The organism is Nocardia sp. CDC159 (genome assembly GCF_023740735.1).
Classification (GTDB): domain Bacteria; phylum Actinomycetota; class Actinomycetes; order Mycobacteriales; family Mycobacteriaceae; genus Nocardia; species Nocardia pulmonis.
The window spans coordinates 673,273-695,630 of sequence record NZ_JAMRXH010000001.1; the positions used below are offsets into that span (position 1 = coordinate 673,273).

The following is a 22,358-nucleotide window of genomic DNA, read 5'->3' on the forward strand; positions in this document are numbered from 1 at the left end:
TCACGAATCGGCAAGTGCGCGAAGGATGTCCGATGATCGATGACGTCACCGATACGACCGAGGCCCGCCCCCGGCGGCCGCATCGGCGTCGCCGCATCGCGCTCGCCGCCGTGGCGGGGACACTCGTCGCGGCGCTGATCGGCTGGCTGGCCGTGCGCGACACCGCTCCGGTCGGCCACTTCACCTCAGCCGCGGGATACGACGAATATCTCCGGACGTACCGCCGGGCCATGGCCGAACTGCCCCCGCCGAGCGCATCGCTGGACCTGCGCACCGACTACGGCGTGGTGCGCATGTACCGCTTCGACGGCGCCGATCCGCAGTCGCCGCCGCTGCTGCTGCTTCCCGGTCGCGCGGCGGCCGCGCCGATGTGGGCCGACAATCTGGCATCGCTGCGGCGGCTGCGCACGGTGTATTTGGTGGATTTGCTCGGCGAGCCGGGCGCGAGCGTGCAGAGCAGGCCGATTGTCGACGATGCCGAGCAGGCCGCCTGGCTGCATCAGGCCATCGCACAGCTTCCGGTGCGCGAGATCGTGCTCGTCGGGGTGTCCATCGGCGGCTGGACGGCAACCAATCTCGCCATCCGGCAACCGGATCGGATCGGCGGCGTCGTCGTCCTGGACCCGGTCATGACCTTCGCCCCGATGTCGTGGCGGGCGGTACTGCGTTCGATCCCCGCCTCGGTGCGCTGGTTTCCCAAGCGCTGGCGCGACGACTTCAACAGCTGGACCGCGGGCGGCGCCCCGGTGGAACGAGTACCGGTCGCCGATATGATCGAGGCCGGGATGCGGCACTACCGCATCGCGCTGCCCGCACCGACCACGTTCGACGACGCCCAACTGCGCGGTTTGGCAATGCCCTATCTCGCGATCATCGCCGGGAGGTCGGTCATGCACGACAGCGCGGCGGCGGCCACCCATGCTCGCCGCGTACTGCCGCGCGGCACCGTAGCTGTCTACGAGGACGCCTCCCACGCCCTCAATGGCGAATATCCCGACCGAATCGCCGCCGACATCGCCGCGTTCCTGTCCGGCAGCGGTTGAGGCATAGGGGTTTTCACGCCACTTTGCTCGCCGATTCGATCTTTCCGGCGCTGCCCGATACAGTGAAAGTTACAGAGCGACGGGTTTGTCCGAATCTATTTGCTCTGTATACTTTTCGCTGCCTGTCAACCATTTTCCTTATCAGGCAGCACATTTCACGAGACATCCCGATTCAATGCGCGCGGCGACGCATCAGCATCCATGCCCTCTCGAAAGGCGTTGCGGCAGAACAGCTGCGGCGACCGACGCGGTAGCCCGCGGTTTTCCACGGACAACTCGGCCCCGCCCGAACCCGGCCACGCTCATATTGAAAAGCATGAACGCCACACACAGACGGACGGCTCGCTCCGCCCTGACGGTAATCGCTTTTGTATCAATGGTTTTCGCGACCAGCACCGCGGCCAACGGTAATCCACAGGCTCCGCCTCCGACGCCGGGCAGCTCGGATCTGTCCGCGGCGCCGAAGGACGTGCTGAAGGATGCCGAGGGCGAGGTCATGCAGGCCGTGCCCAAACAACCACTTCCGACCCCGTCCGGAAAGACCGCTCTGCCCGAGGCCGCCGCACAGGTGCACGCCGAGGGCGTCAAGAAGGTCTTCACCCCGGGCGATTCGGTCGGCACCCTCGTCGTGGACTCCACCTTCCCGATCGGTGAGGGAGCCACGGCGCGGCTGCGCCAGGAGATCGACTCGGTCCCGGTCTTCGGGGCATCGGTGTCGCAGTCGCTGGGTACCGACGGCTCGCTGCTGGCGGCCACCGGTTCGCTGACCCGCAAGGCGGAGGGCAAGTTCCGGACGAAGACACCGTCGGGCCAGGTGTCGGCCACCGCCGTCAAGACGATCGCCCAGCAGGCCAAGGTCCCGGCCGATCAGCTCAGCGCCACCGAGACCAAGGCCTACTGGTACGACGCGAAACTGGCGGGCAAGGAGACCGCGAAGAGCGTCGCGGTCCCGGCATTCAAGGTCGAGGTCAAGGGCGACGGCAAGGATGGCGATCCCGGCCACTGGACCGTCTTCGTCGACGCCAACAACACCGGCAAGGTGCTCGACAGCTGGAGTGAGGTCAAGCATCTCAACCGCGTCGTCTGCGACAACGCCAACCGGCAGATCAACCCCAACCAGGCCGCCTGCGGTAGCAGCGTCCGACCCACCCGGTGGGAGGGCCGCCCGCCCGTCGGCATCCAGGAGGTCGACAACGCCTACGACTACATCGGCAACACCGACCGGTTCTACGCCACCTACACCGGGCTGAAGGATATGACCGCGCTGATCGGCACCAGCTCCAGCGACGGTCACGGAAAGGCGTTGCGCGCCACCGTCCGCCTGTGCGCCCCCGGCCAGTGCCCGTACCGCAACGCCTTCTGGACCGGTAGCTACGCGGCCTTCGGCACCGGTGCGGCCACCGAGGACATCGTCGGCCACGAGTTCACCCACGGCGTGACCCAGCACACCAGCGGGCTGGTCTACCGCAACGAGCCCGGTGCGATCAACGAGTCCATGTCGGATGTGTTCGGCGAGTTCACCTTCCTGAAGGACACCGCCAACCCGTGCAACACCGCGGCCAACCGGTGGAAGCTCGGCGCCTGCAGCTCCCTGGGCGTGATCCGCAATATGCAGAACCCGAACGCCCACAGCGACCCCGACACCTATCGGGGACGGTACTGGTACACCGGTAGCGGCGACAACGGCGGCGTGCACATCAACAGCGGCGTGAACAACAAGGCCGCCTCGCTGATGGTGGACGGCGGCACCCACAACGGCGTGACCGTCACCGGTATCGGCATCGACAAGACCGCCGCGGTGTACTGGACCACGCAGACGATGCTGACGTCCAACTCCGGCTACGCCCGCCTGGGCAGCGCCCTGTCGGCGGCGTGCAACGCGAATGTACAGAACCGGGTGGGTGGCCTCACCGCCGCCGACTGCGACCAGGTGCGCAATGCCGTGCGGGCGGTCAAGATGCCGGTCCCGGCCAGCGCGTCCTGACAATCCATCGGCGAACAACTGAATGAAATGGCCCTGGCGCCGCACCGGTCGTTCGACCGGTGCGGCGTTCTTTTCGCGACCTCGAACCCCTATCGGCGGCCGCCACCGGCCGAAGTGACGGTGCCCGGCCGGCTGCGCGCGATATCGTTCGGCCATGGGCGAATTCCGGTCCCGCCGCCGTATCGTGCGACTGCTGGTTCCTGCCGCCGCGCTCGTCGCGCTGATCCTCGCCGCGGCGGCCTGCGGTGGCAGCGGCGAATCCCGTTCCGGCGCGGCCGTTCCGACGGCCACTCGCGTCGAGGTCAATCAGACCGGCGGCTTCGCCGGGGTCGACGAGCTCTACACCGTCGACGCCAGCGTCCAGGACCAGCGCCGCGGCACGCTGTTGGAGAAGGTCGGCGGCGAGCAGTTCCGGGGGCTGGCCGACAGCTACATCGAACCGACGGGCTGCCGCGACGCGTTCACCTACGAGGTGACCGTGACCTACAGCGACGGCAACACCAAGCACATCGCCACCGACGAGTGCAGCCAATCCCCCGAGCTGCTGACCGAGGTCATCACCCTCACCAAGGAGATCGGCTCGCACCGCAGCGGCAAATGAGCGCGCTAGAGTGATACGACCGCCGACCCGGAATCGAATCGGCGGCAACGTGTTTCACCCCCATCGGGCCTGGGCGAATCCGCAGGCGACTTGACAGGGACCGTACCACCTGAAAAGGTCGACGCGATTTAGGTAAGCCTACGCAAAGTTGGGAGCCTCGGTGGGCGCGCGTCGATCGGCACGATCTGTTCTGATGGGAATTCTGCTGCTGGCCGGAACGCTGGTCGGCTGCGGATCGTCGGGGCAGAGCGCCGATTCCGGGGTCGGCACGGTCGCGGAACCGGGTGCGCTGCCGGTGACCATCCAGCACCGATTCGGCTCGACCACGGTGACCAAGGCGGCGCAGCGCATCGCGGTCGTCGGCTACAGCGATCAGGACTTCGTCCTGGCGTTCGGCGCGGTGCCGGTGCTGGCGCGCAAGTGGGCCGACTACGACGTGCAGTCCTGGGAGCAGCCGCAGCTGCGCGGCGCCAGCCTGAATCTGGTCGATCTGGGTAGCGACTCCATTTCCCCGGAGAAGGTCGCGGCGGTCAAGCCCGATCTCATCATCGGCGTGTATTCCGGTATGACCCAACGCGATTACGACGCGCTGTCCAAGATCGCGCCGGTGATCGCGCAGAAGGGCGAGTACATCGACTACGGCCAGCCGTGGCAGGAGGTGACCAAGCAGATCGGGGCGGCGCTCGGCCAACCGACCAAGGCCGATCAGCTGGTGCGGGATGTCGACGCGCGCTTCGCCGCCGCCCGGGCGGCCAATCCGCAGTGGGCGAATCGCACGGTGTCGGTCGCGACCTTCAGCGGCAACGAGCTCAGCGTGTTCGGCCGCCAGGATTCCCGGTCGCGCTTCTTCCACGCCCTCGGCTTCACCACGCCCGCCGAGTACGACCGGTTCACCGGTGAGAAGTTCTTCGCCAATCTCTCTTTGGAGAATGCGCGGATTCTCGACCAGGATCTGCTGGTCTGGGACCAGATGTCCTACACCCCCGGCGGCCGCGCCACCATCACCGCCAATCCGGCCTTCGCGGTGCTGGCCGCCATGCGCGACAATCGCGCGATCTACCTCGAGGGCGAGGCCGAGAAGGCCTTCGCCTGGCAGACCGTGCTGTCGCTGCCGATCGCGATCGACGCCATCGTGTCCCAGGCGGAGCACGCCCTGCCGAAACGCTGACCCGCCATGACGGCACCGACAATCCTTGCCGCCCAACAGCTCTCCGCGACCCGCGGCACCCGTCGGCGACGCGTCGGCGGCGTGCTCGTCCTGCTGGCCCTGCTCGCCGGCGGCGTCGTCGCCTCGCTGGCGATCGGCGCGCACTGGCTGCCCCCCGGCCAGCTCGCCGCGGCGCTGTCCGAACGCTTCGTGACCGATCCGGCGACGATCGCCGCGATGAGTCCCGACCGGGCCGCCCGCAACGATGCCGCGCTCACGGTGCAGTCGCTGCGCCTGCCGCGCACGCTCATCGCGATCGTCGCGGGCGCGGCGCTGGGCACCGCCGGGGCACTGATCCAGGGGCACACCCGTAATCCGATCGCCGACCCGGGCCTGCTCGGCGTGAACGCGGGCGCGGCCTTCGCGATGGTGACGGCCATCAGCGTGCTCGGTCTGGGCGCCCCGATCCAATACGTGTGGTTCGCCCTGGCCGGGGCCGCGATCGCGGCCGTAATCGTCTTCGGATTGTCCGGCATCGGCACCGGCGCGATGAGCCCGCTGACCCTCATCCTGGTCGGCTCCGGGATCTCGGTCTTTCTCGGGGCGCTCACCTCGGTGACCATCCTGTCCGACAGCGCGGCGCTCAATGTCAACCGCTACTGGAACACCGGTTCCATCGCGGGCCGCGGCTACAGTGGCCTCTGGACCACCGCACCGCTGATGATCGGCGGTATGGCCGTGGCCTTCGCGCATGCCCGGCGCATCAATGTGCTCAACCTGGGCGACGATATCGCGCGCGCCCTGGGCACCAATGTGATTCGGGCGCGCCTGGTCGGTGTGCTGACCCTGACCGCGCTCGCCGGTGGCGCCACCGCGGCCTGCGGGGCCATCGCGTTCCTCGGTCTGATCGCCCCGCACATCGCGCGCCGGGTGACCGGTCCGGACTACCGCTGGCTGGTGCCGTGCGCGGCGCTGGTCGGGGCGGTGCTGACCGTCTACGCCGACACCGCGGGCCGAATCGTGGCCCGCCCCGGGGAGATACCGGTCGGAATCATGCTCTCGCTCATCGGCGCGCCGTGCTTCGTCGCGCTCGCGCTGGCCCGGCGCATGGTGCGGATATGAGGCGCTCGGTGCTGCGGGCCGGACCGCTGTCGCTGACGCTGCGACCCCGGGTGGTCGCGGTGGTCGTCGTCCTGGCCGCGCTGGTCGCGGTGTTCGGCTGCCTGGAGGTGTCCAGCGGCGACTATCCGCTCTCGCCGCTCGCGGTGATCGCGGCGCTCACCGGCTGGTCCGACGATCCGGGAACCCACGTGGTGGTGACCGAGTTCCGGCTGCCCCGCGCGCTGGTGGCGATCACCGTCGGTGCGGCGCTGGGCTTCTCGGGCGCGATCGTGCAATCGGTGGCCCGCAATCCGCTCGCGTCGCCGGATGTCCTCGGCATCACCGCGGGCGCGGGCGCCGTCGCCGTGGCCGCGGCCACCGGGGTGACCGGAATCGGCGCGGTCACAGCGCTTCTCGGTACGACGGGCGCCGCGATGGCGGGCGGGCTGCTCACCGGGCTGGTGGTCTACCTGCTGGCCTGGCGCCGCGGCATGGACGGTTATCGCCTCGTCCTCGTGGGGGTGTCGATCACGGCGCTCATGCAGGCGCTCACCGAATGGTTCATCGCCAAGGCCGATATGCACGGCGCGGTCGCCGCACAGGGCTGGCTGAGCGGTTCGCTCAACGGCCGCGACTGGGCCGATGTCCGCACGGCGGCAGTGGGTTTGGTGATCGCCGTGCTCGCGACGCTCGCGGTGGCCCGGGCGGTGGGTCCCATGCATCTCGGGGACGACGTCGCCGTCGGATTAGGGGTGTCGTTGGTACGGGTGCGGGCGATCCTGCTGATCATCGCCGTCCTGTTGGTGGGAGTGGCGGTGGCGGCCGCCGGACCGATTCCGTTCGTCGCCTTCGTCGCTCCGCAACTCGCGCTGCGGTTCACCGCATCGGCCACTCCCCCGCTGGTGACCTCGGCGCTCGTGGGCTCGGTGCTGCTGACCGGATCGGATTGGCTGCTGCGCACCGTCTGGGCCGGGGAGATGCCGGTGGGGCTCGCGACGGCCCTCGTGGGCGGTCCGTTCCTGGTGTACGTCATGGTCCGGCGCAATATGCGGACCGAGATGTGACCAAGGCCACAGACGGTCCGCATGCTTTCCCCTGGAAATTTATTTAGGTTTGCTTTACCTAACTTATGCGGCATCCGCGATAGCTCCGGGCCGCAGTTCTCGACAGAAGGAGAAGAGCGCGCGGTGAGCGGCCGAACGTACGACATCGTCGGAATCGGTTTCGGGCCTTCGGGATTGGCCCTGGCCATCGCACGGGAGGAGTACGGCCACGCGGCGGCGAGCGCGGTCTTCGTCGAGGCCCGCAAGCGGTTCGCCTGGCATCCGGGCATGATGGTCGAGGGCGCGACGATGCAGGTGCCTTTCCCGAAAGACCTTGTCACCCTGCGCAATCCGTCAAGTCCGTACTCGTTCTTCAGCTATCTGCACGAGCACGGCAGACTGGTCGACTTCGTCAACCGGCAGACCTTCTTCTGCAGCAGAAGGGAATTCGCCGATTACCTGGCCTGGGCCGCCGCGCGCGTCGACACCCCGGTGCACTACGGCACGCGCGCGGTGGCCGTGCGCGCCACGGCGGGTGGGGCGGAACTCGAGGTCGAATTGAGCACCGGGGAACGACTGGTCGCCCGCAATGTCGTCGTCAGCGCCGGATTGCGGCCCGCGCTGCCCGAGGGGGTCGTGGAGACCTCGCGCCGGTTCCACAACAACGCGCTGCTACCACGGCTCGCCGAGCTGCCGCGACCGCGCCATCGGCGCTTCGTCGTGCTCGGCGCGGGCCAGAGCGCGGCCGAGTGCGTCCGCCACCTGCACCGCATCCATCCCGATGCCGAGGTGCACAGCGTCATCTCCCGATACGGTTATCTGCCCGCCGACGACAGCCCCTTCGCCAACCGGGTCTTCGACCCACTCGCGGTCGACGAATTCCACGCCGCCCCCGAATCCGAACGCCGGAGATTGCTTGCGGCACACCGCAGCACCAACTACTCCTGCGTGGATCCGGATCTGCTGCGCGAGCTCTACGACATCGAGTACGAGGAGCGGGTCTCCGGGCGCAGGCGGCTGTTCGTGCGCCGGGCCTCGGCGCTGGAATCGGCGGTCGAGACCGCGGACGGGGTGCGGGCCATCCTCGCCGATCGGCTCACCGGCGCGGTCGACGCGCTGGACTGCGACGCGGTGATCTACGCGACCGGCTTCCGGCCCGCCGATCTGCGCCCGCTGTTCGGCGACCTGATCGCGGAGTACACCCCGGACGGGCAGGCCGCGACCATCGCCCGCGACTACCGGGTCCGCACCACCGCTGCCGTCACCGCCGGGATCTACGTGCAGGGCGGCTGCGAACACACCCACGGGCTGAGCTCGTCGCTGCTGTCGAATGTGGCGGTGCGCGCGGGCGAGATCCTCGATTCCGTGCTGGCCCGCCGGTCGGTGGCGGTCGGCCGGTGAGCGCGCCCGAACCGACCACACCGCGGCTGCGCACCGCCTCGGCCCGCGCGTCCGCCCGGTGGGTGGCCGAATTCTGCCGCCGCACACCGCTGCTCACGGTGACCACCATCGCTACCTCGATCGGCGGCGCGGCCCTGCAGATCATTCCGTTCCTGCTGCTGAGCCGGATCATCGATACGGTCACCGGTGGCGGGGACCGGGCGTCGGCGATCCGGCTGGGCGCACTCATGGTGGCCGCGGGCCTGTCGGGGGCGGTGGTGACCGCGATTTCGGTCGCCTGCCTGGGCAGGCTCGGCGCACTCCTGGTGTCCGCGCTGCGCGAGGGCGCGATGCGCACCGTGCTCGCCCTGCCCATCGCCCGCGTCGAGACCGCCGGGCGCGGCGATGTGCTGTCGCGGGTCGGCGACGATGTCGCGGTCGTCTCGCGCGGGCTGCGCACCGCGGTACCCGAATTACTCTCGGCCGCCGTGCTCGTGGGCGTCGCCGTCGCGAGCATGTTCGGGCTGGACTGGCGGCTCGGCCTGGCCGGTGCGGTGGCGCTGCCCGCGTACGCGCTGGCGCTGCGCTGGTATCTGCCGCGGTCCGCGCCGCTGTATCGCGCGCAGCGCGAGGCCCAGGGCGATCGGGCCGATGTGCTCATCGGCGGGCTGGACGGCATCGACACCATCCGCGCCTACGGTTTGGAGCGGCAGTACCGCGGCCGGGTGACCGAACAGTCGCTGCGGGTGCGCGATCTGGGCATCCGCAGCTTCCACCTGTTCGGCCGATTCGTCGGGCGGGAGAACCGCGCCGAGCTCATCGGGCTGGCGGCCGTTTTGACGACCGGATTCGCGCTCACCAAGGCGGGCATGGTCACCCTCGGCGCGGCCGCGGCCGCCCCGCTGCTGTTCCATCGGCTGTTCAATCCGCTGGGCATGATCATGTACTGCTTCGACGAGGCGCAAAAGTCCGGCGCCAGCCTGACCCGGCTGGTCGGTGTGCTCGCCGAACCGAGTGACCGGCGGCTGGTGCGCAGCACCGCGGCCGCGTCCGCGCCCGCCACCGCGCTGCGGGTGGCGCTGCGCGGGGTGCGCTACCGCTATGCCGGCAGCGACACCGACGCCGTGCGCGGCATCGATCTCGATATTGCGGCCGGTGCCACCGTGGCACTGGTCGGGGCAAGCGGCGCGGGCAAGTCGACGCTGGCGGCGCTGGTCGCCGGCGTGCTCGCCCCGAATCAGGGCCGAATCAGCCTGGGCGACACCGATATCGGCGAACTCGACGAGGCCGGTGTCCGCGAGCGTGTCGCCCTGTCGACGCAACAGACCCACGTCTTCGCCGGGACCCTGGCGGCGGATCTGCGGCTGGCGGCGCCCGACGCCGAGGACGACGAACTGCGCGCCGCGCTGGCGGCGGCCGGGGCCGCGGACTGGGTGGCCGACCTCCCCGACGGACTCGACACCCGGATCGGCGCGGGCGGGCTCTACCTCGATCCCACCCGGGCGGCCCAATTGGCACTGGCCCGAATCATTCTCGGCCGCGCACCGGTGGTCGTGCTCGACGAATCGACCGCGGAGGCGGGCAGCCACGGCGCGGCGGCGCTGGAGCAGGCGGCACGCACGGCCTGCGCCGGGCGCACGGCCCTGCTGGTCGCGCATCGGCTGACCCAGGCGGTGACCGCCGATCTGGTCGCGGTCATGGACGCGGGGCAGATCGTCGAAATCGGCACGCACGACGAATTGCGCCGCGCCGGTGGACATTACGCACGGCTCTGGGCGGCCTGGAGCCAGGACCACAGCGCCGCGGCGGCCCACCGCGTGCACTGACGGCCGCCACCCGATCTTCCCGGCATTCACAGATTTCAGGAGTACTTCCCGTGGCAGCAGCGCCCACCCGACCCATCACCCCCGTCGGCGACTACCCGCCCAGCGCGTGGAACGACACCGATACCTCCGGCCCGCGGCCGAATGTCATTGTGCGCTTCCGGGATCAGGCTCGGCGCGATCCCGCCGCACCAGCCGTCGTCGACGGGCCGCGCACGATCGATTACCGCACCGCGCTCGACCTGTCCAACCAGTTGGCGCATGCGCTGCGCGCGCGGGGGCTGGGCCGCGGCGGGGTCGTCGGCATCTCGATGGAGCGCTCGGCCGGTGCCGTCCTGGCCATGCTGGCCACGCTGCAGGCCGGTTGCGCCTTCGTGCCGCTGGATCCGAAATGGCCCGCCCAGCGCCGCGCCGCGGTGATCGCCGATGCCGCCGTCGCGGTCCAGTTCGCCGCGCCCGGCTCGGCCGCGGTCGATCCGGCGGAGCACGAACCCGAGGTCCTCACCATCGATCTCGACAACTGGGGCTATGACGAATACCCCTGCGCCCCCGTGGAATGCGATCCGCACGGCGACGAGATCGCCTACATCCTGTTCACCTCCGGCACCACGGGCCGCCCGAAGGGCGCCATGATCCGGCACGAGCCGCTGGCCGACCGCCTGCTGTGGCAGGCCGGTGGGATCATGCCGTTCGGGGCCGACGACGCGGCATTGTTCAAGGCGCCGTTGACGTTCGACATGTCGGTCAACGAGGTGCTGCTGCCGCTGATCGCGGGCGGGCGGGTGGTGGTGGCCCGGCCCGGCGGTGAGCGCGATCCCGACTATCTGCTCGACACCATCGCCACGCACCGGGTCACCTTCGTCGACTTCGTCCCGTCGATGCTGGATGTCCTACTCGAGATCGCCGAGGGCACCGACCGGCTCGAGAGCCTGCGGCATGTGTGGTGCGGCGGTGAGGCGCTGACGCCCGAGCTGTATCTGCGCTTCCGCAAACAGCTCGACGCGCCGATGTACCACGGCTACGGGCCGACCGAGGCCACGATCGCGGTGTCGCACATCGTGTATCGCGGCGACGACAAGCGCACCTCGACCTCGATCGGATTCCCGAATCCGAACACCCGCTTCCACGTGCTCGACGAGGCGCTGCGCCCGGTTCCGGTCGGGGCGGCCGGAGAGCTCTACATCGGCGGCCTGCCGCTGGCCCGCGGCTATGTCGCCGCACCGGGTATCACCGCGCAGCGTTTCGTGGCGAATCCGTTCGACGACAGCGGATCCCGGCTCTATCGCACCGGGGATCTGGTCCGGCACCGCCCGGACGGTTCGCTGGACTTCCTCGGCCGGGTCGATTTCCAGGTGAAGATCCGCGGCATCCGGCTGGAGCTCGAGGAGGTCGCCACCGCATTGACCGCCCATCCGGCGGTGCGGCACAGCTGTGTGATCGACCGGCGCAACGCACACGGCGGAATCCAGTTGGTGGCCTATGTCATTCCCGCACCCGGGCATACCGAACTGCGACCCAAGCAGGTGCGCGACTGGGCCACCGGCAATCTGCCCGACCATATGGTGCCCGCGCAGGTCGTGGTGCTGGACTCGTTCCCGCTCGCGGCCAACGGCAAGGTCGACCGGAAGGCCCTGCCCGAACCGGAGATCGAGCCCGCCGCACCGGTGGATGTGTCCGGTACGGCGACCGAGCGCGCGATCGCCGATGCCGTCGCCCGGGTGCTCGGACTTCCCGCCGCCGGAATCGACCAGGACTTCTTCGAACTCGGCGGCGACAGCATCATCGCCATCGCGCTGATCGCCCAGCTGCGCCGCGCGGGTCTGGCGGTGACCTCGACCGATGTCTTCGCCCACCGCACCCCGCGCCGCCTCGCGGCCGTCGCGACCTCCACTCGGCGGGCGATCGATACCGCGGATATCCCCGTGGGGCCGATCGGCGGCCTGCCGATCCTGCGCTGGTTCGGCGAAATCACCGATGCCATCGACGGATTCATCCAATCCGTCGTCGTCGGCACGCCCGACGATCTCACGCCGGAAGCACTCGATACGCTCACCACCGCGCTGCTCGGGACCCATCCGGCCTTGCGCGCCAGGCTTGTTCGCGGGCGGTCGTGGAGTTTCGATATCCCCGAAGAGGTCTCGACGCGCCGCGCGTGGACGATCAGCGACGCCCCCGTGGCCGACTGCGTCGCCGCCGCGACCGCCGAACTGGACCCGGACAGCGGCATCATGTTCCGCGCGGTGTGGCGGCGCGCCGACCGGCAACTCGTGCTGGTCGCCCACCACATCGCGGTGGACGGCGTGTCCTGGCAGATCATCCTGGACGATCTGGCGCTCGGCGCCGACCAGCTGCGCCGCGGGGAAGCGGTGCGCCTGCCCGCCGAGGGCACCTCGCTGCGCCGGTGGACCGAGCTCCTCGAACGCGCCACCCGCGAAGACGACTGGGCCGCCACCGATTCCACTAGCGCCGCACCCGAGGCGGAGGCATGGATCGGCGGCCGCCCACTCGGCCCGGAGGATACCGTCGCCGCCGAGCGCAGCCTGGTCGTCACGCTCGACCCGGACGCGACCGCGCGCGTGCTCATCCACCTGCCCGCGGCCTTCCACACCACGCCCACGCCCGTACTCGTCACCGCGCTCGCGGTGGCGCTGGCCCGCTGGCACGATGAGCCGGCGCGGACCCGCCTGCGGCTGCATCTGGAGGGGCACGGCCGGGAGAGCCGCTTCGTCGCCGGGCCCGATCGCCCGGAACCGGATCTGTCGCGCACGGTGGGCTGGTTCACCACGCTGTGTCCGGTGCTCGTCGACCCCGGCACCCAGGCGACGGCCGATCTGGCCACCGCCCTGATGGCCGTGAAGGAACAGCTGGCCGCGGTGCCCCGCAACGGCCTGTCCCACGGTGCGTTGCGCTATTACGCCGACGAGCCGGTCCGCGACGACGCGATCCCGCAGGTGCTGTTCAACTATCTGGGCCGCTACGGCAGTTCCGCCGATACCGGCCTGGCCTGGCGGCTCGTCGGTTCCAGCGGACAGCTCGGGGAGCGCCGCGATCCCGCCATGCGTTTGCCGCACGCGCTGGAATTCAATTCGATCGCCGAACCGGGCGACTCCGGTGCCATCGAACTCGCCACCACCATCTCCTGGCCCGCGGATCTGCTCAGCACCGAGCAGGTGAACGAACTCGGCAGGCTCTATCTCGAAGTGCTCGGCGAACTCGCGCGAGTCGAGGGCGGCGGCCACACCCCCAGCGATTTCCCGTTGGTCGCGTTGAACCAGGAACAGATCGACCGGCTCGAGCAGCCCGGACTGCGCGAGATCCTGCCGCTCACCCCGCTGCAGCAGGGCCTGTACTTCCACGCCGTATACAGCGACGAATCCGCGGACAGCTATGTCGAGCAATCGATCCTCGAAATCGAGGGCGCACTCGATCCGGCCCGGCTGCGCGCGGCCGCGGCCCGGCTGTGCTCGCTGCATCCGCATCTGGCGGCCCGCTTCATCGCGGTGTCCGACGGTCTGGTCGTGTCGGTGATTCCCGAGAGCGCCGCGCCCGCGGTCGAATCGATCGACGCCACCGCGCTCGACGACGAGGCCGTGCGGGCGTTGATCGAGGCCGATCGGACCCGCGGATTCGATCCCGCGATCGGTCCGCTGCTGCGGTATCTGCTGATCGATCGCGGAGCCGGACGCCAGCGGCTGGTGCTGACCATTCACCACCTCGTCGCCGACGGCTGGTCGGCGCAGCCGCTGCTGACGGATCTGCTGACCGAATACCGGCAGCCGGGGGCCGCGCGCACACGCGGCGACTTCGCCGACTACGTCCGCTGGCTCACCGAACGCGACGACGCCGCGGCCGAGAAGGTGTGGCGTGAGGTGCTGGCCGACGCCAGGCCGACACTGCTGGCGGGCGGGATGGAACCGGCCCGCCGCTTCGCCGAACATCTGGTGGAGGCCGATCCCGATATCGACAGCGCGCTGCGCGAGGCGGGCGTCACGCTGAGTACCGCGGTGCACGCCGCCTGGGCCATGGCGCTCGGGCGCGTAGTGGATCGGCGTGATGTGCTGTTCGGCTCGACCGTCTCGGGCCGCGATGCCGAGGTGCCCGGTATCGAGGACATGGTCGGCATGTTCATCAATACGATTCCGGTGCGGGTGCGGTGGGACGAAACAAACACCGGCGCGGAAGTACTCGCGCAGGTCGCCGGGCAGCAGGAGGCGGTGCGTGCGTATCAGCACATGTCGCTGTCGCGGTTGTCGCGGCTGGTGGGCGCCGGGCCGCTGTTCGACACGCTGGTGGTCTTCGACATCGATCCCGATATCGGCGCCTTCGCCCATCCGGATGCCGACTTCCGAGTCACCGCCTTCACCGCCGAGGGGGCCGCGGAGTTCCCGCTGACCCTCGTGGTCCTGCGTCGCGCCGACGGGCGGATCGGATTCCTCGCGATCTACGACACCGGACTGCTGCGCGAGGTGGAGGCGGCCGCGGTCGTGGCGGAGTTCACCGCCGCGCTGGGTCGCCTGCTCACCGGCCCCGCCCGGCCGCCGCTGGTCGACATCGCGGTCGCCCCGGCCACTTTGGGCGCGCTGTTCGAGACCGCCGCCGCCCGCCACGGCACCCGCACCGCGGTGACGCTGCATTGCCTGGACGGCACCGGCGACACCGTGACCTATGCCGAACTCGCCGCCGCCCAACGTGAATTGACCGGCGTGCTCGCCGCGGCCGGGGTCGGGCCGGAATCCCGTGTCGCCGTGGCGATCCCGCGGTCGGTCGAACAGATCGTCGCCCTGACGGCGGTGGTCGCGGCGGGTGGGGCGTATGTCCCGCTCGATGTGGCATATCCGGACGCGCGACTGGAATATCTGCTCGCCGACTCCGAACCGGCCGCGGTGCTCGTGACCGCGGAGCTGCGCGAGCGGGTGGCGGGCCTGATCGACCGGGCGGGCATCGCTACCCGCATCGTCGTCCCCGGCGAACCGGCGCCCACCGCGGCACCGGCCGAGATCACCTGGGACGCACCGGCATATCTCATGTACACCTCGGGTTCGACGGGTCGGCCCAAGGGTGTGGTCGTCACCCATCGCGCGGTGGTGTCCATGCTCGCCGCCGATCGTCGCACGGCCCCCTACGGCCCGGACGACGTGTGGATGCAGTTCCACTCCTTTGCCTTCGACGCCGCGGTCTGGGAGATCTGGGGAGCGCTGACCTCGGGTGGCGCGCTGGTGATTCCGGACTACGCGCTGTCGCGGTCGCCGATCGACTTCCATCGCCTCGTCTGCGACACCGGTGTCACGGTGCTCACCCAGACGCCGTCCGCGTTCCATCAATTCCTCGACGCGGAGCGCGAGCGGGGCGTGCGCCCGACCGCGCTGCGCCGCGTGGTGCTCGGCGGTGAGGCGCTCATGCCCGCCCGGCTGCGGGACTGGGCGAGTGAATCGGGCGCACCGGAACTGATCAACGTCTACGGGCCGACCGAGACCACCGAACATGTCACCTACCGCCCGCTGGCCGCGGACGACCTCGCCGACGACCGCACCAGCCCGATCGGACGCGCGCTGCCCGGAGTTCGCGTGCACCTGCTCGACGATGGGCTGCGGCCCGTCGCGGTCGGCCAGGTGGGCACGATCTACCTCGCCGGAGACCAGCTGGCGCGCGGCTATCACCGGCGGCCCGGGCTGACCGCGGGGCGCTTCGTGGCGAATCCGTTCGGCCCCGGCGGTTCTCGGATGTACTGCACCGGCGATGCCGCGCGGCTGCTGCCCGGCGGCGGGCTGGCCTACGCCGGGCGGGTCGACGATCAGATGAAGGTGCGTGGTTTCCGGATCGAACCGGGCGAGATCGAGTTGGTGCTGCGCGAGCTGGCGGGGGTGCGCGATGTCGCGGTCACCGCGGACCACGAATCCGACTGTCTGGTGGCACATATCGTCGGCGACGCACCCGCCGATCTCACCGAACTGCTCGCCGCACAGCTGCCCGCACATCTGATTCCCCAGCGCGTGGTCTCACACGGGGCACTGCCCCTCACCGTCAATGGCAAGCTCGATCGGCGAGCGTTGGAGCACGCTGTGCCCCAGACGGTTCCGCCGCAGCAGGGTCGTCCCACACCCGACGCCCCTGCGACCGTGGCGGTGCTGACCGCGGAATTCGCCGCCGTGCTGAACGGCGCGCAGGTCGACGCCGACACCGACTTCTTCCGGGCGGGCGGCGACAGCATCATCGCCATCGCCCTGGTGAATCGCGCGCGGGCCCGCGGGCTGACCTTCCTGCCGCGCGATGTGTTCCACGCCCGCACCCCGAGAGCGTTGGCGGCACTGGCGGTTTCCGATGCGGCACCGACCGCGCCCGCCACCGAGCCCTCCGACGGGCCGGTCGCGCTCACGCCGATCATCCTGCGCCAGCGCGATATCGGCGACCTCCCCGCCGGATTCGCCCAGGCGCGGGTCGTGCCGGTGCCGCCCGGCACCACCCGGGCGAGACTGGACCGCGCGGTGACCGAGATCGTCGCGGCGCACCCCATGCTGCGCGCCCGGCTCGTGGCCGACGAGCGCATCTGGCGGCTGGAAACCCTCCCGCCACACGGGATCACCGTGACACCGGTCGTGGGGCACGACACCGCCGCCGCGGCGCGCGAGGCCGCCCGGCGACTCGATCCGGCGACCGGCGAGCTCATCGTGTTCACCTGGCTCCCCGACCGCGACGCCCTGGTCGTGGTGGCGCACCACCTGGTAGTGGACGCGATCTCGTGGGTGATCCTGCTGCACGATCTGGACACCGCGCTGTCCGGTGGCAACCTCCCGCCCGCCACCACCGCGTACCGCGAATTCGCCGCGGCCCTGGTCCGGCGCGCGCACGACGGCTCCGCGACCGGTTCGCTGCGGCGCTACCTCGACGTACTCACCGCTCCCCCGCTGGTCGCCGACCTCACCGGTCGCCGCATCCGTATCGCCGTCCTGGAACCGGAGGCGACGGCCCGGCTCGTCCGCCAGGTCGGCGACGACCTGGACGCCACCTCGATGGTCGTGGGCGCGCTGCGGGTCGCGCTGACCGCCACGCAGCCGCGGCCGTCGGATCTGGTGGTGGAACTCGAGCGGCACGGCCGGGTGCCGCAGGCCCCCGGGCACGACTACGCCCGCACCGTCGGCTGGTTCACCGCGATCGCCCCGCTGCGCCTGCCGCCCGCCACCGATCCGGTGGCCGCCGCCGCACAGGTGTCGGCGAACCTACCGAGCGAGGCGCACCACGTCGACTACGGCACCCTGCGCTACCTCGACCCGCAGGCCGCGCCGCTGCTGCGGGAGCTGCCCGCGCCGCAGATCCTGGTGAACTACCTCGGCCGCGCCACCGAGGACGCCGCGATCGCCCTCGACGATCCGCTGCCGCCGCCGTACGCGATCGAACTCAATGCCTGGATCGACGCCGCTGGTCGGCTGCGCGGTGAATTCGCCCTGGCCGACGCGGTTCCCGAGACCGTCGTCTCCGGCTGGCAAGCCGCCCTGGAACGCATTGCCGCACGGCGTGATTCGAGCGACGGATGGACGCTGCCGCTGTTGGCGCTGCAACGCGGCCTCTACATCCAGTCGGAACTGGCGGCCGCCGCCGAATCCACCGGGGCCGCGGAGCATTACATCGCGCAGAACTACTTGGAGTTCGATCGGCCGCTATCGCCGGAGACGCTGGCGGACGCCCTGGAGACGGTCATCGCCCGCCATCCCGCGGTCGGCGCGGGATTCGTCGTCGACCCCGACGACACACCCCGACAAGTCTTCGGCCGCGCCGCCCGACCAACGGTGGCGGTGGTCGACCTCACCCACGCCGCCGATCCGGCATCCGAGATCGAGGCGATCTGCCGCGCCGATCGCGCCCGGCCGTTCGCCCTGAACGAGCCGCCGCTGATCCGGCTCACCGTGCTGCGCCTGCCCGGGGGCCACGACGCACTGCTGCTGAGCAACCACCAATTGCTGTGGGACGGGTGGTCGCAGGAGACGGTGCTGCGCGAAATCCTGGCCGCCTATGCCGGACATCGGGATGGCAATCCACCGTCGCGGTTGCCCGCCGAACCGGCCATCGGCCCCGTGATCCAGGCCGCCGCGAAGCTGGATACGACCGCGGCACAGCGGTTCTGGTCGGATCATCTGGCCGTTCTCACGGCTCCCACGCTGCTGGCCGATCCGGCCACGCCGCAGCTGGCGCCCCGGCAGGTGCGGCGCACCCTGTCGGCGGCGGACGCCCAGCGCCTGCGGGGGGCGACACGACGGCACGGTGTCACTCTCAACACCGTGTTCACCGCGGCGCTGGGGCTGCTGCTGGGCGCGCGGACCGGTCAGGACGACGTGGTCTTCGGCATTACGGTCTCCGGTCGCGACGGTTCCGCCCTGGGACTCGGTGATCTGTCCGGAGTCGTTGGCGCGCTGCTCAATTCGGTGCCGATGCGGGTCCGGGCGCGACCGACGCTCGGTGTCTCGGATTTCCTGTCCACCGTGCAGGCGGAGCGGACCGCGGCCATGCCGCACGAACATCTGGGTCTCGGCGAGATCCAGCGCGGCACCGGCCATCCCGCGCTGTTCGACAACCTGTTCGTCCTGCAGAACTTCCTCGACGAGCGGTCCTACGCCGAGTTGTACGACCGGCACGGCATCGTCGCCGCGCGGTTCGACGATTCGACGCACTACCCCTACACCTGGGTGGTCACCCCGGGCGAGCGGATCACGGTCAAACTCGAATGCCGCGTCGAATCACACGCGCCGGACGAGCTTCTCGACGACTACATCCGGCTCGTACTCGCCCTGGCCGAGGCCGACACCGCGCTGGGCGCACTGCCCCGGCGCGGACCCGCCCCGTCCCGCGCGGAGGTGCGGCCGATCGGCACGGACACGGTCGTGGACGAATTCGATCGGGCGGCGCTGGCCTACCCGGATCGGACCGCGCTGGTCTGCGGCTCGGACCGGCTCAGCTTCGCCGAACTGCGCGAGCGCAGTAGGCGAATCGCGGGCGCGTTGGCGGCCGCGGGTATCGGCACGGGCGACCTTGTCGCCCTGGCGATCCCGCGCTCGATCGACACCGTCGCCGCGCTGTTCGCCGTATTGCGCTGCGGCGCGGCCTATCTGCCGCTGGAACTCGATCACCCCGATGCCCGGCTGGCGGCGATCCTCGCCGATGCCCGGCCCGCGCTGATGCTCGGCGTCGGCGCGGTCTCGGCCCGGCTGGCCGGATTCGGCGTCGAGGTGCTCGAGGTGGACCGGCCGCACACCGACGTCGCACCGGTCACCACCTTCGCACCGGACGATCCGGATCGGTTGCGTCAGCTCGCCTATGTCATCTACACCTCCGGCTCGACCGGCGCGCCCAAGGGCGTGCTCACCGAGCACGTCGGACTCACCAATATGCTCGCCAACCATCGCCGCAAGATCTTCGCGCCGATCGCGGCGGGCCGGGTGTTCCGGGTGGCGCACACCGTGTCCTTCGCCTTCGACATGTCCTGGGAGGAGCTGCTGTGGCTCGCCGACGGACACGAGGTGCACATCTGCGACGAGGATCTGCGCCGGGACTCCGCGCGCCTGGCCGCCTACTGCCGCGACGAGTCCATCGATGTCGTCAATGTGACCCCGAGCTACGCCCGCCAGCTGCTCGACGACGGGCTGCTCGACGACCCCGCCGCGCGGCCCCCGCTGGTGCTGCTCGGCGGTGAGGCGGTCTCACGCGCGCTGTGGACCCGGCTGGCCGAGACGCCCGGGACGACCGGCTACAACCTCTACGGACCGACCGAATACACGATCAACACCCTCGGCGCGGGCACCGACGAATGCCCGGACCCGGTGGTCGGGCTGCCCATCGACAACACCACCGGATTCCTGCTCGACACCTGGCTGCGACCGGTGCCCGACGGCATGGCCGGTGAGCTCTACGTCACCGGCGCGGGCCTGGCCCGCGGCTACCTCGGGCGACCGGACCTGACCGCGGAACGGTTCGTGGCCTGCCCGTTCGAGGGGCCGGGACGGCTGATGTACCGCACCGGCGACCTGATGCGGCGGCGGCCCGACGGTCACCTGGAATATCTCGGACGCACCGACGCCCAGGTCAAGATTCGCGGCCACCGGGTCGAACCGGGCGAGATCGAGGCCGCGTTCGCGGCCCATCCCGCGGTCCGGATCGCGACGGTGCTCGCCCGGCCCGGCGACGGCGGAAACCTCCGCCTGGTGGCCTATCTCGGCCTCGACGGCGCCGAGCTCACCGAGGTCGTCGCCGCGGTCGCCGCCGATCTGCCCGAACACCTGGTGCCCAGCGAGTACGCCCTGGTCGACGAGCTCCCGCTGACGGTCAACGGGAAGATCGACCTCGCCGCGCTGCCGCCGAGCGGGCCGCTGCGCGCGGTCACCGACCGCGAACCCACCCCGGAGGAGGCCATCATGTGCGAATTGTTCGCCGAGGCACTGGATCTCGATCCCGAACAGGTAGGGGTGGCCAGCGACTGGTTCGCCCTCGGCGGCCACTCGCTGCCCGCCGTGCGCCTGATCGGGTTGGTGCGCGCCGAATTCGGGGCCGCCGTCACGATCCGCGACCTGTTCACCGCGCGGACCCCGGAAGCGATGGTGCGCCGTGTCGCCGGATAGCGGACGGGCGGTGCTGCGAATCGCGGTGTCGCGCAATGCCGGTGCGATGGCCGCGGGCGGTGCGCTGCTGACGCTGTACCAGGCCGCCGAGACCGCGGTACCGGTGGTGCTCGGCCTCGTCGTCGATCGCGCGATCGTTCCCGGGTCGCTCACCGGACTGATCCTGGGCCTGCTCGCACTGGCCGCGGTGATCGGCACGGTGTCCTACTCGTGGCGCTTCGGCATGCGAATTCTGCAGCGGGCCAATACGACCGAGGCGCATCGGTGGCGGGTCGCGGTCGCCGACCGGGTACTGCGGCCGGTCCCGCCCGAGCTGGACCTGCAGTCGGGTGAGACGCTGATCATCGCCACCGACGATGCCGATCAGACCGCCGATATCGTCGAAGTAGTTCCGCAGCTGGTGAGCTCACTGCTCGCGGTCGCCGTCATCGCCGGGGTGCTGACGGTGCTGAGCCCGCCGCTCGGGCTGCTGGTGGTCGGCGGTACCGCGGCCATCCTGACGATCCTGGGTCTGATCTCGCGGCGGATCGGCGCCGCCACCGAGGAGCAGCAGGCCCGGATCGCGCGGGCGGGGGCGGCGGTATCGGATCTGGTGGCGGGTCTGCGTCCGCTGCACGGCTTCGGCGGCAACGCGGCCGCGTACGCGAGTTACCGTCGCCGCAGCGCCGCGGCCACCCACCAGGCGATCACCGTCGCGAACACCAGCGCGCTGTACACCGGAATCGGCCTGGCGCTCAACGCCGTCCTGACCGCCGCGGTGACCGTCACCGCCGCGTGGCTGGCCTTCGCGGGCACGCTGTCGCTGGGCCAGTTCGTCATCGCCGTCGGGCTGGCCCAGTTCGTCGCCGAACCGCTGCGCCTGTTCTCGGAGATGCCGAAATACGTGATGCAGGCCCGCGCCAGCGCCGAGCGGGTGGCCCTGGTACTCGCGGCGCGCCCGGCGTTCGAACCCGGCGAGAAGGACCCGCGCCCAGGCGATCTCGAGGTCGTCGGCGAGCCGTCGTTCCGCGTGCCGCCCGGTGAGTTCGTGGCGGTGGTCGCCGCGCCGCGGATCGCCGCCGATCTGACCCGGGCGCTGGCGGTCACCACCACCCCGGACGATACGCTGCGGCTCACCGGACGCCCCTTCGCCGAATTCGATCCGGCCCGGCTGCGTCGGCACGTGCTGGTCAGCCCGCACCACGGCGAGATCTTCGCGGGCACACTGCGATCGAATATCGACCCGGCGGATACGGGGGCCGATGTCGAGCGCGCCGCGGACGCCGCGGCGCTGTCGGATCTGGTGCGGATGCACGAGGCGGGCCTGGATCATCCCGTCGGTGATCGCGGGGCGAATCTGTCCGGCGGACAACGACAACGGCTGTTGCTGGCTCGGGCGCTGGCCGCCGATCCGGAGGTCCTGGTGCTGCACGATCCCACCACCGCGGTGGACGCGGTGACCGAGGAGCGGATCGCCCGCACTCTCGCCGATCATCGCCGTTCCCGGACCACGCTCGTATTCACCAGCAGCCCGGCCCTGCTCGATGTCGCCGATCGGGTGCTGGTACTCGACGGCCCCCGCGTGGTCGCCGAGGGCACCCACCGGGCGCTGGTGGCCGAGGATCCCGCCTACCGGGCGGCGGTGCTGCGGTGACG

The 22,358-nt window shown here is 70.6% G+C and carries 10 protein-coding genes; all 10 read left to right on the forward strand.

Annotated features, from left to right (window positions below; all coding sequences use genetic code 11):
• Positions 1-32 precede the first annotated feature (32 nt).
• On the forward strand, positions 33-1,043 hold the full coding sequence (locus NDR87_RS03305; RefSeq protein WP_251908839.1) for an alpha/beta fold hydrolase: 1,011 nt from the start codon (positions 33-35) through the stop codon (positions 1,041-1,043).
• 376 nt (positions 1,044-1,419) lie between these two features.
• Positions 1,420-3,027: a M4 family metallopeptidase gene (locus NDR87_RS03310; protein ID WP_251908838.1), complete on the forward strand. Its 1,608-nt coding sequence runs from the start codon at positions 1,420-1,422 to the stop codon at positions 3,025-3,027.
• Positions 3,028-3,181: 154 nt separating this feature from the next.
• Entirely contained in the window at positions 3,182-3,628 is a 447-nt protein-coding gene (locus NDR87_RS03315; protein WP_251908837.1) for a protealysin inhibitor emfourin, read from the forward strand.
• A gap of 193 nt (positions 3,629-3,821) precedes the next feature.
• Complete coding sequence (locus tag NDR87_RS03320; RefSeq protein WP_251908836.1) at positions 3,822-4,796, forward strand: ABC transporter substrate-binding protein; 975 nt, start codon at positions 3,822-3,824, stop codon at positions 4,794-4,796.
• Positions 4,797-4,802: 6 nt separating this feature from the next.
• A complete protein-coding gene (locus tag NDR87_RS03325) occupies positions 4,803-5,897 on the forward strand; it encodes an iron ABC transporter permease (protein ID WP_251908835.1) in 1,095 nt (364 codons plus the stop codon).
• Positions 5,894-6,940 carry an iron chelate uptake ABC transporter family permease subunit gene (locus NDR87_RS03330; RefSeq protein ID WP_251908834.1) on the forward strand — a complete coding sequence of 349 codons (1,047 nt, stop codon included), beginning with the start codon at positions 5,894-5,896 and terminating at the stop codon, positions 6,938-6,940. The genes NDR87_RS03325 and NDR87_RS03330 overlap by 4 nt, the downstream gene beginning before the upstream one ends.
• A gap of 123 nt (positions 6,941-7,063) precedes the next feature.
• Entirely contained in the window at positions 7,064-8,320 is a 1,257-nt protein-coding gene (locus NDR87_RS03335) for a lysine N(6)-hydroxylase/L-ornithine N(5)-oxygenase family protein (RefSeq protein WP_251908833.1), read from the forward strand.
• On the forward strand, positions 8,317-10,125 hold the full coding sequence (locus NDR87_RS03340; RefSeq protein ID WP_251908832.1) for an ABC transporter ATP-binding protein: 1,809 nt from the start codon (positions 8,317-8,319) through the stop codon (positions 10,123-10,125). Before NDR87_RS03335 ends, NDR87_RS03340 begins: the two co-directional genes overlap by 4 nt.
• 50 nt (positions 10,126-10,175) lie before the next feature.
• Positions 10,176-20,723, forward strand: coding sequence for a non-ribosomal peptide synthetase (locus tag NDR87_RS03345; RefSeq protein ID WP_251908831.1), 10,548 nt, complete (start codon positions 10,176-10,178; stop codon positions 20,721-20,723).
• Positions 20,710-22,356, forward strand: coding sequence for an ABC transporter ATP-binding protein (locus tag NDR87_RS03350; RefSeq protein ID WP_251908830.1), 1,647 nt, complete (start codon positions 20,710-20,712; stop codon positions 22,354-22,356). Before NDR87_RS03345 ends, NDR87_RS03350 begins: the two co-directional genes overlap by 14 nt.
• Positions 22,357-22,358 lie beyond the last annotated feature (2 nt).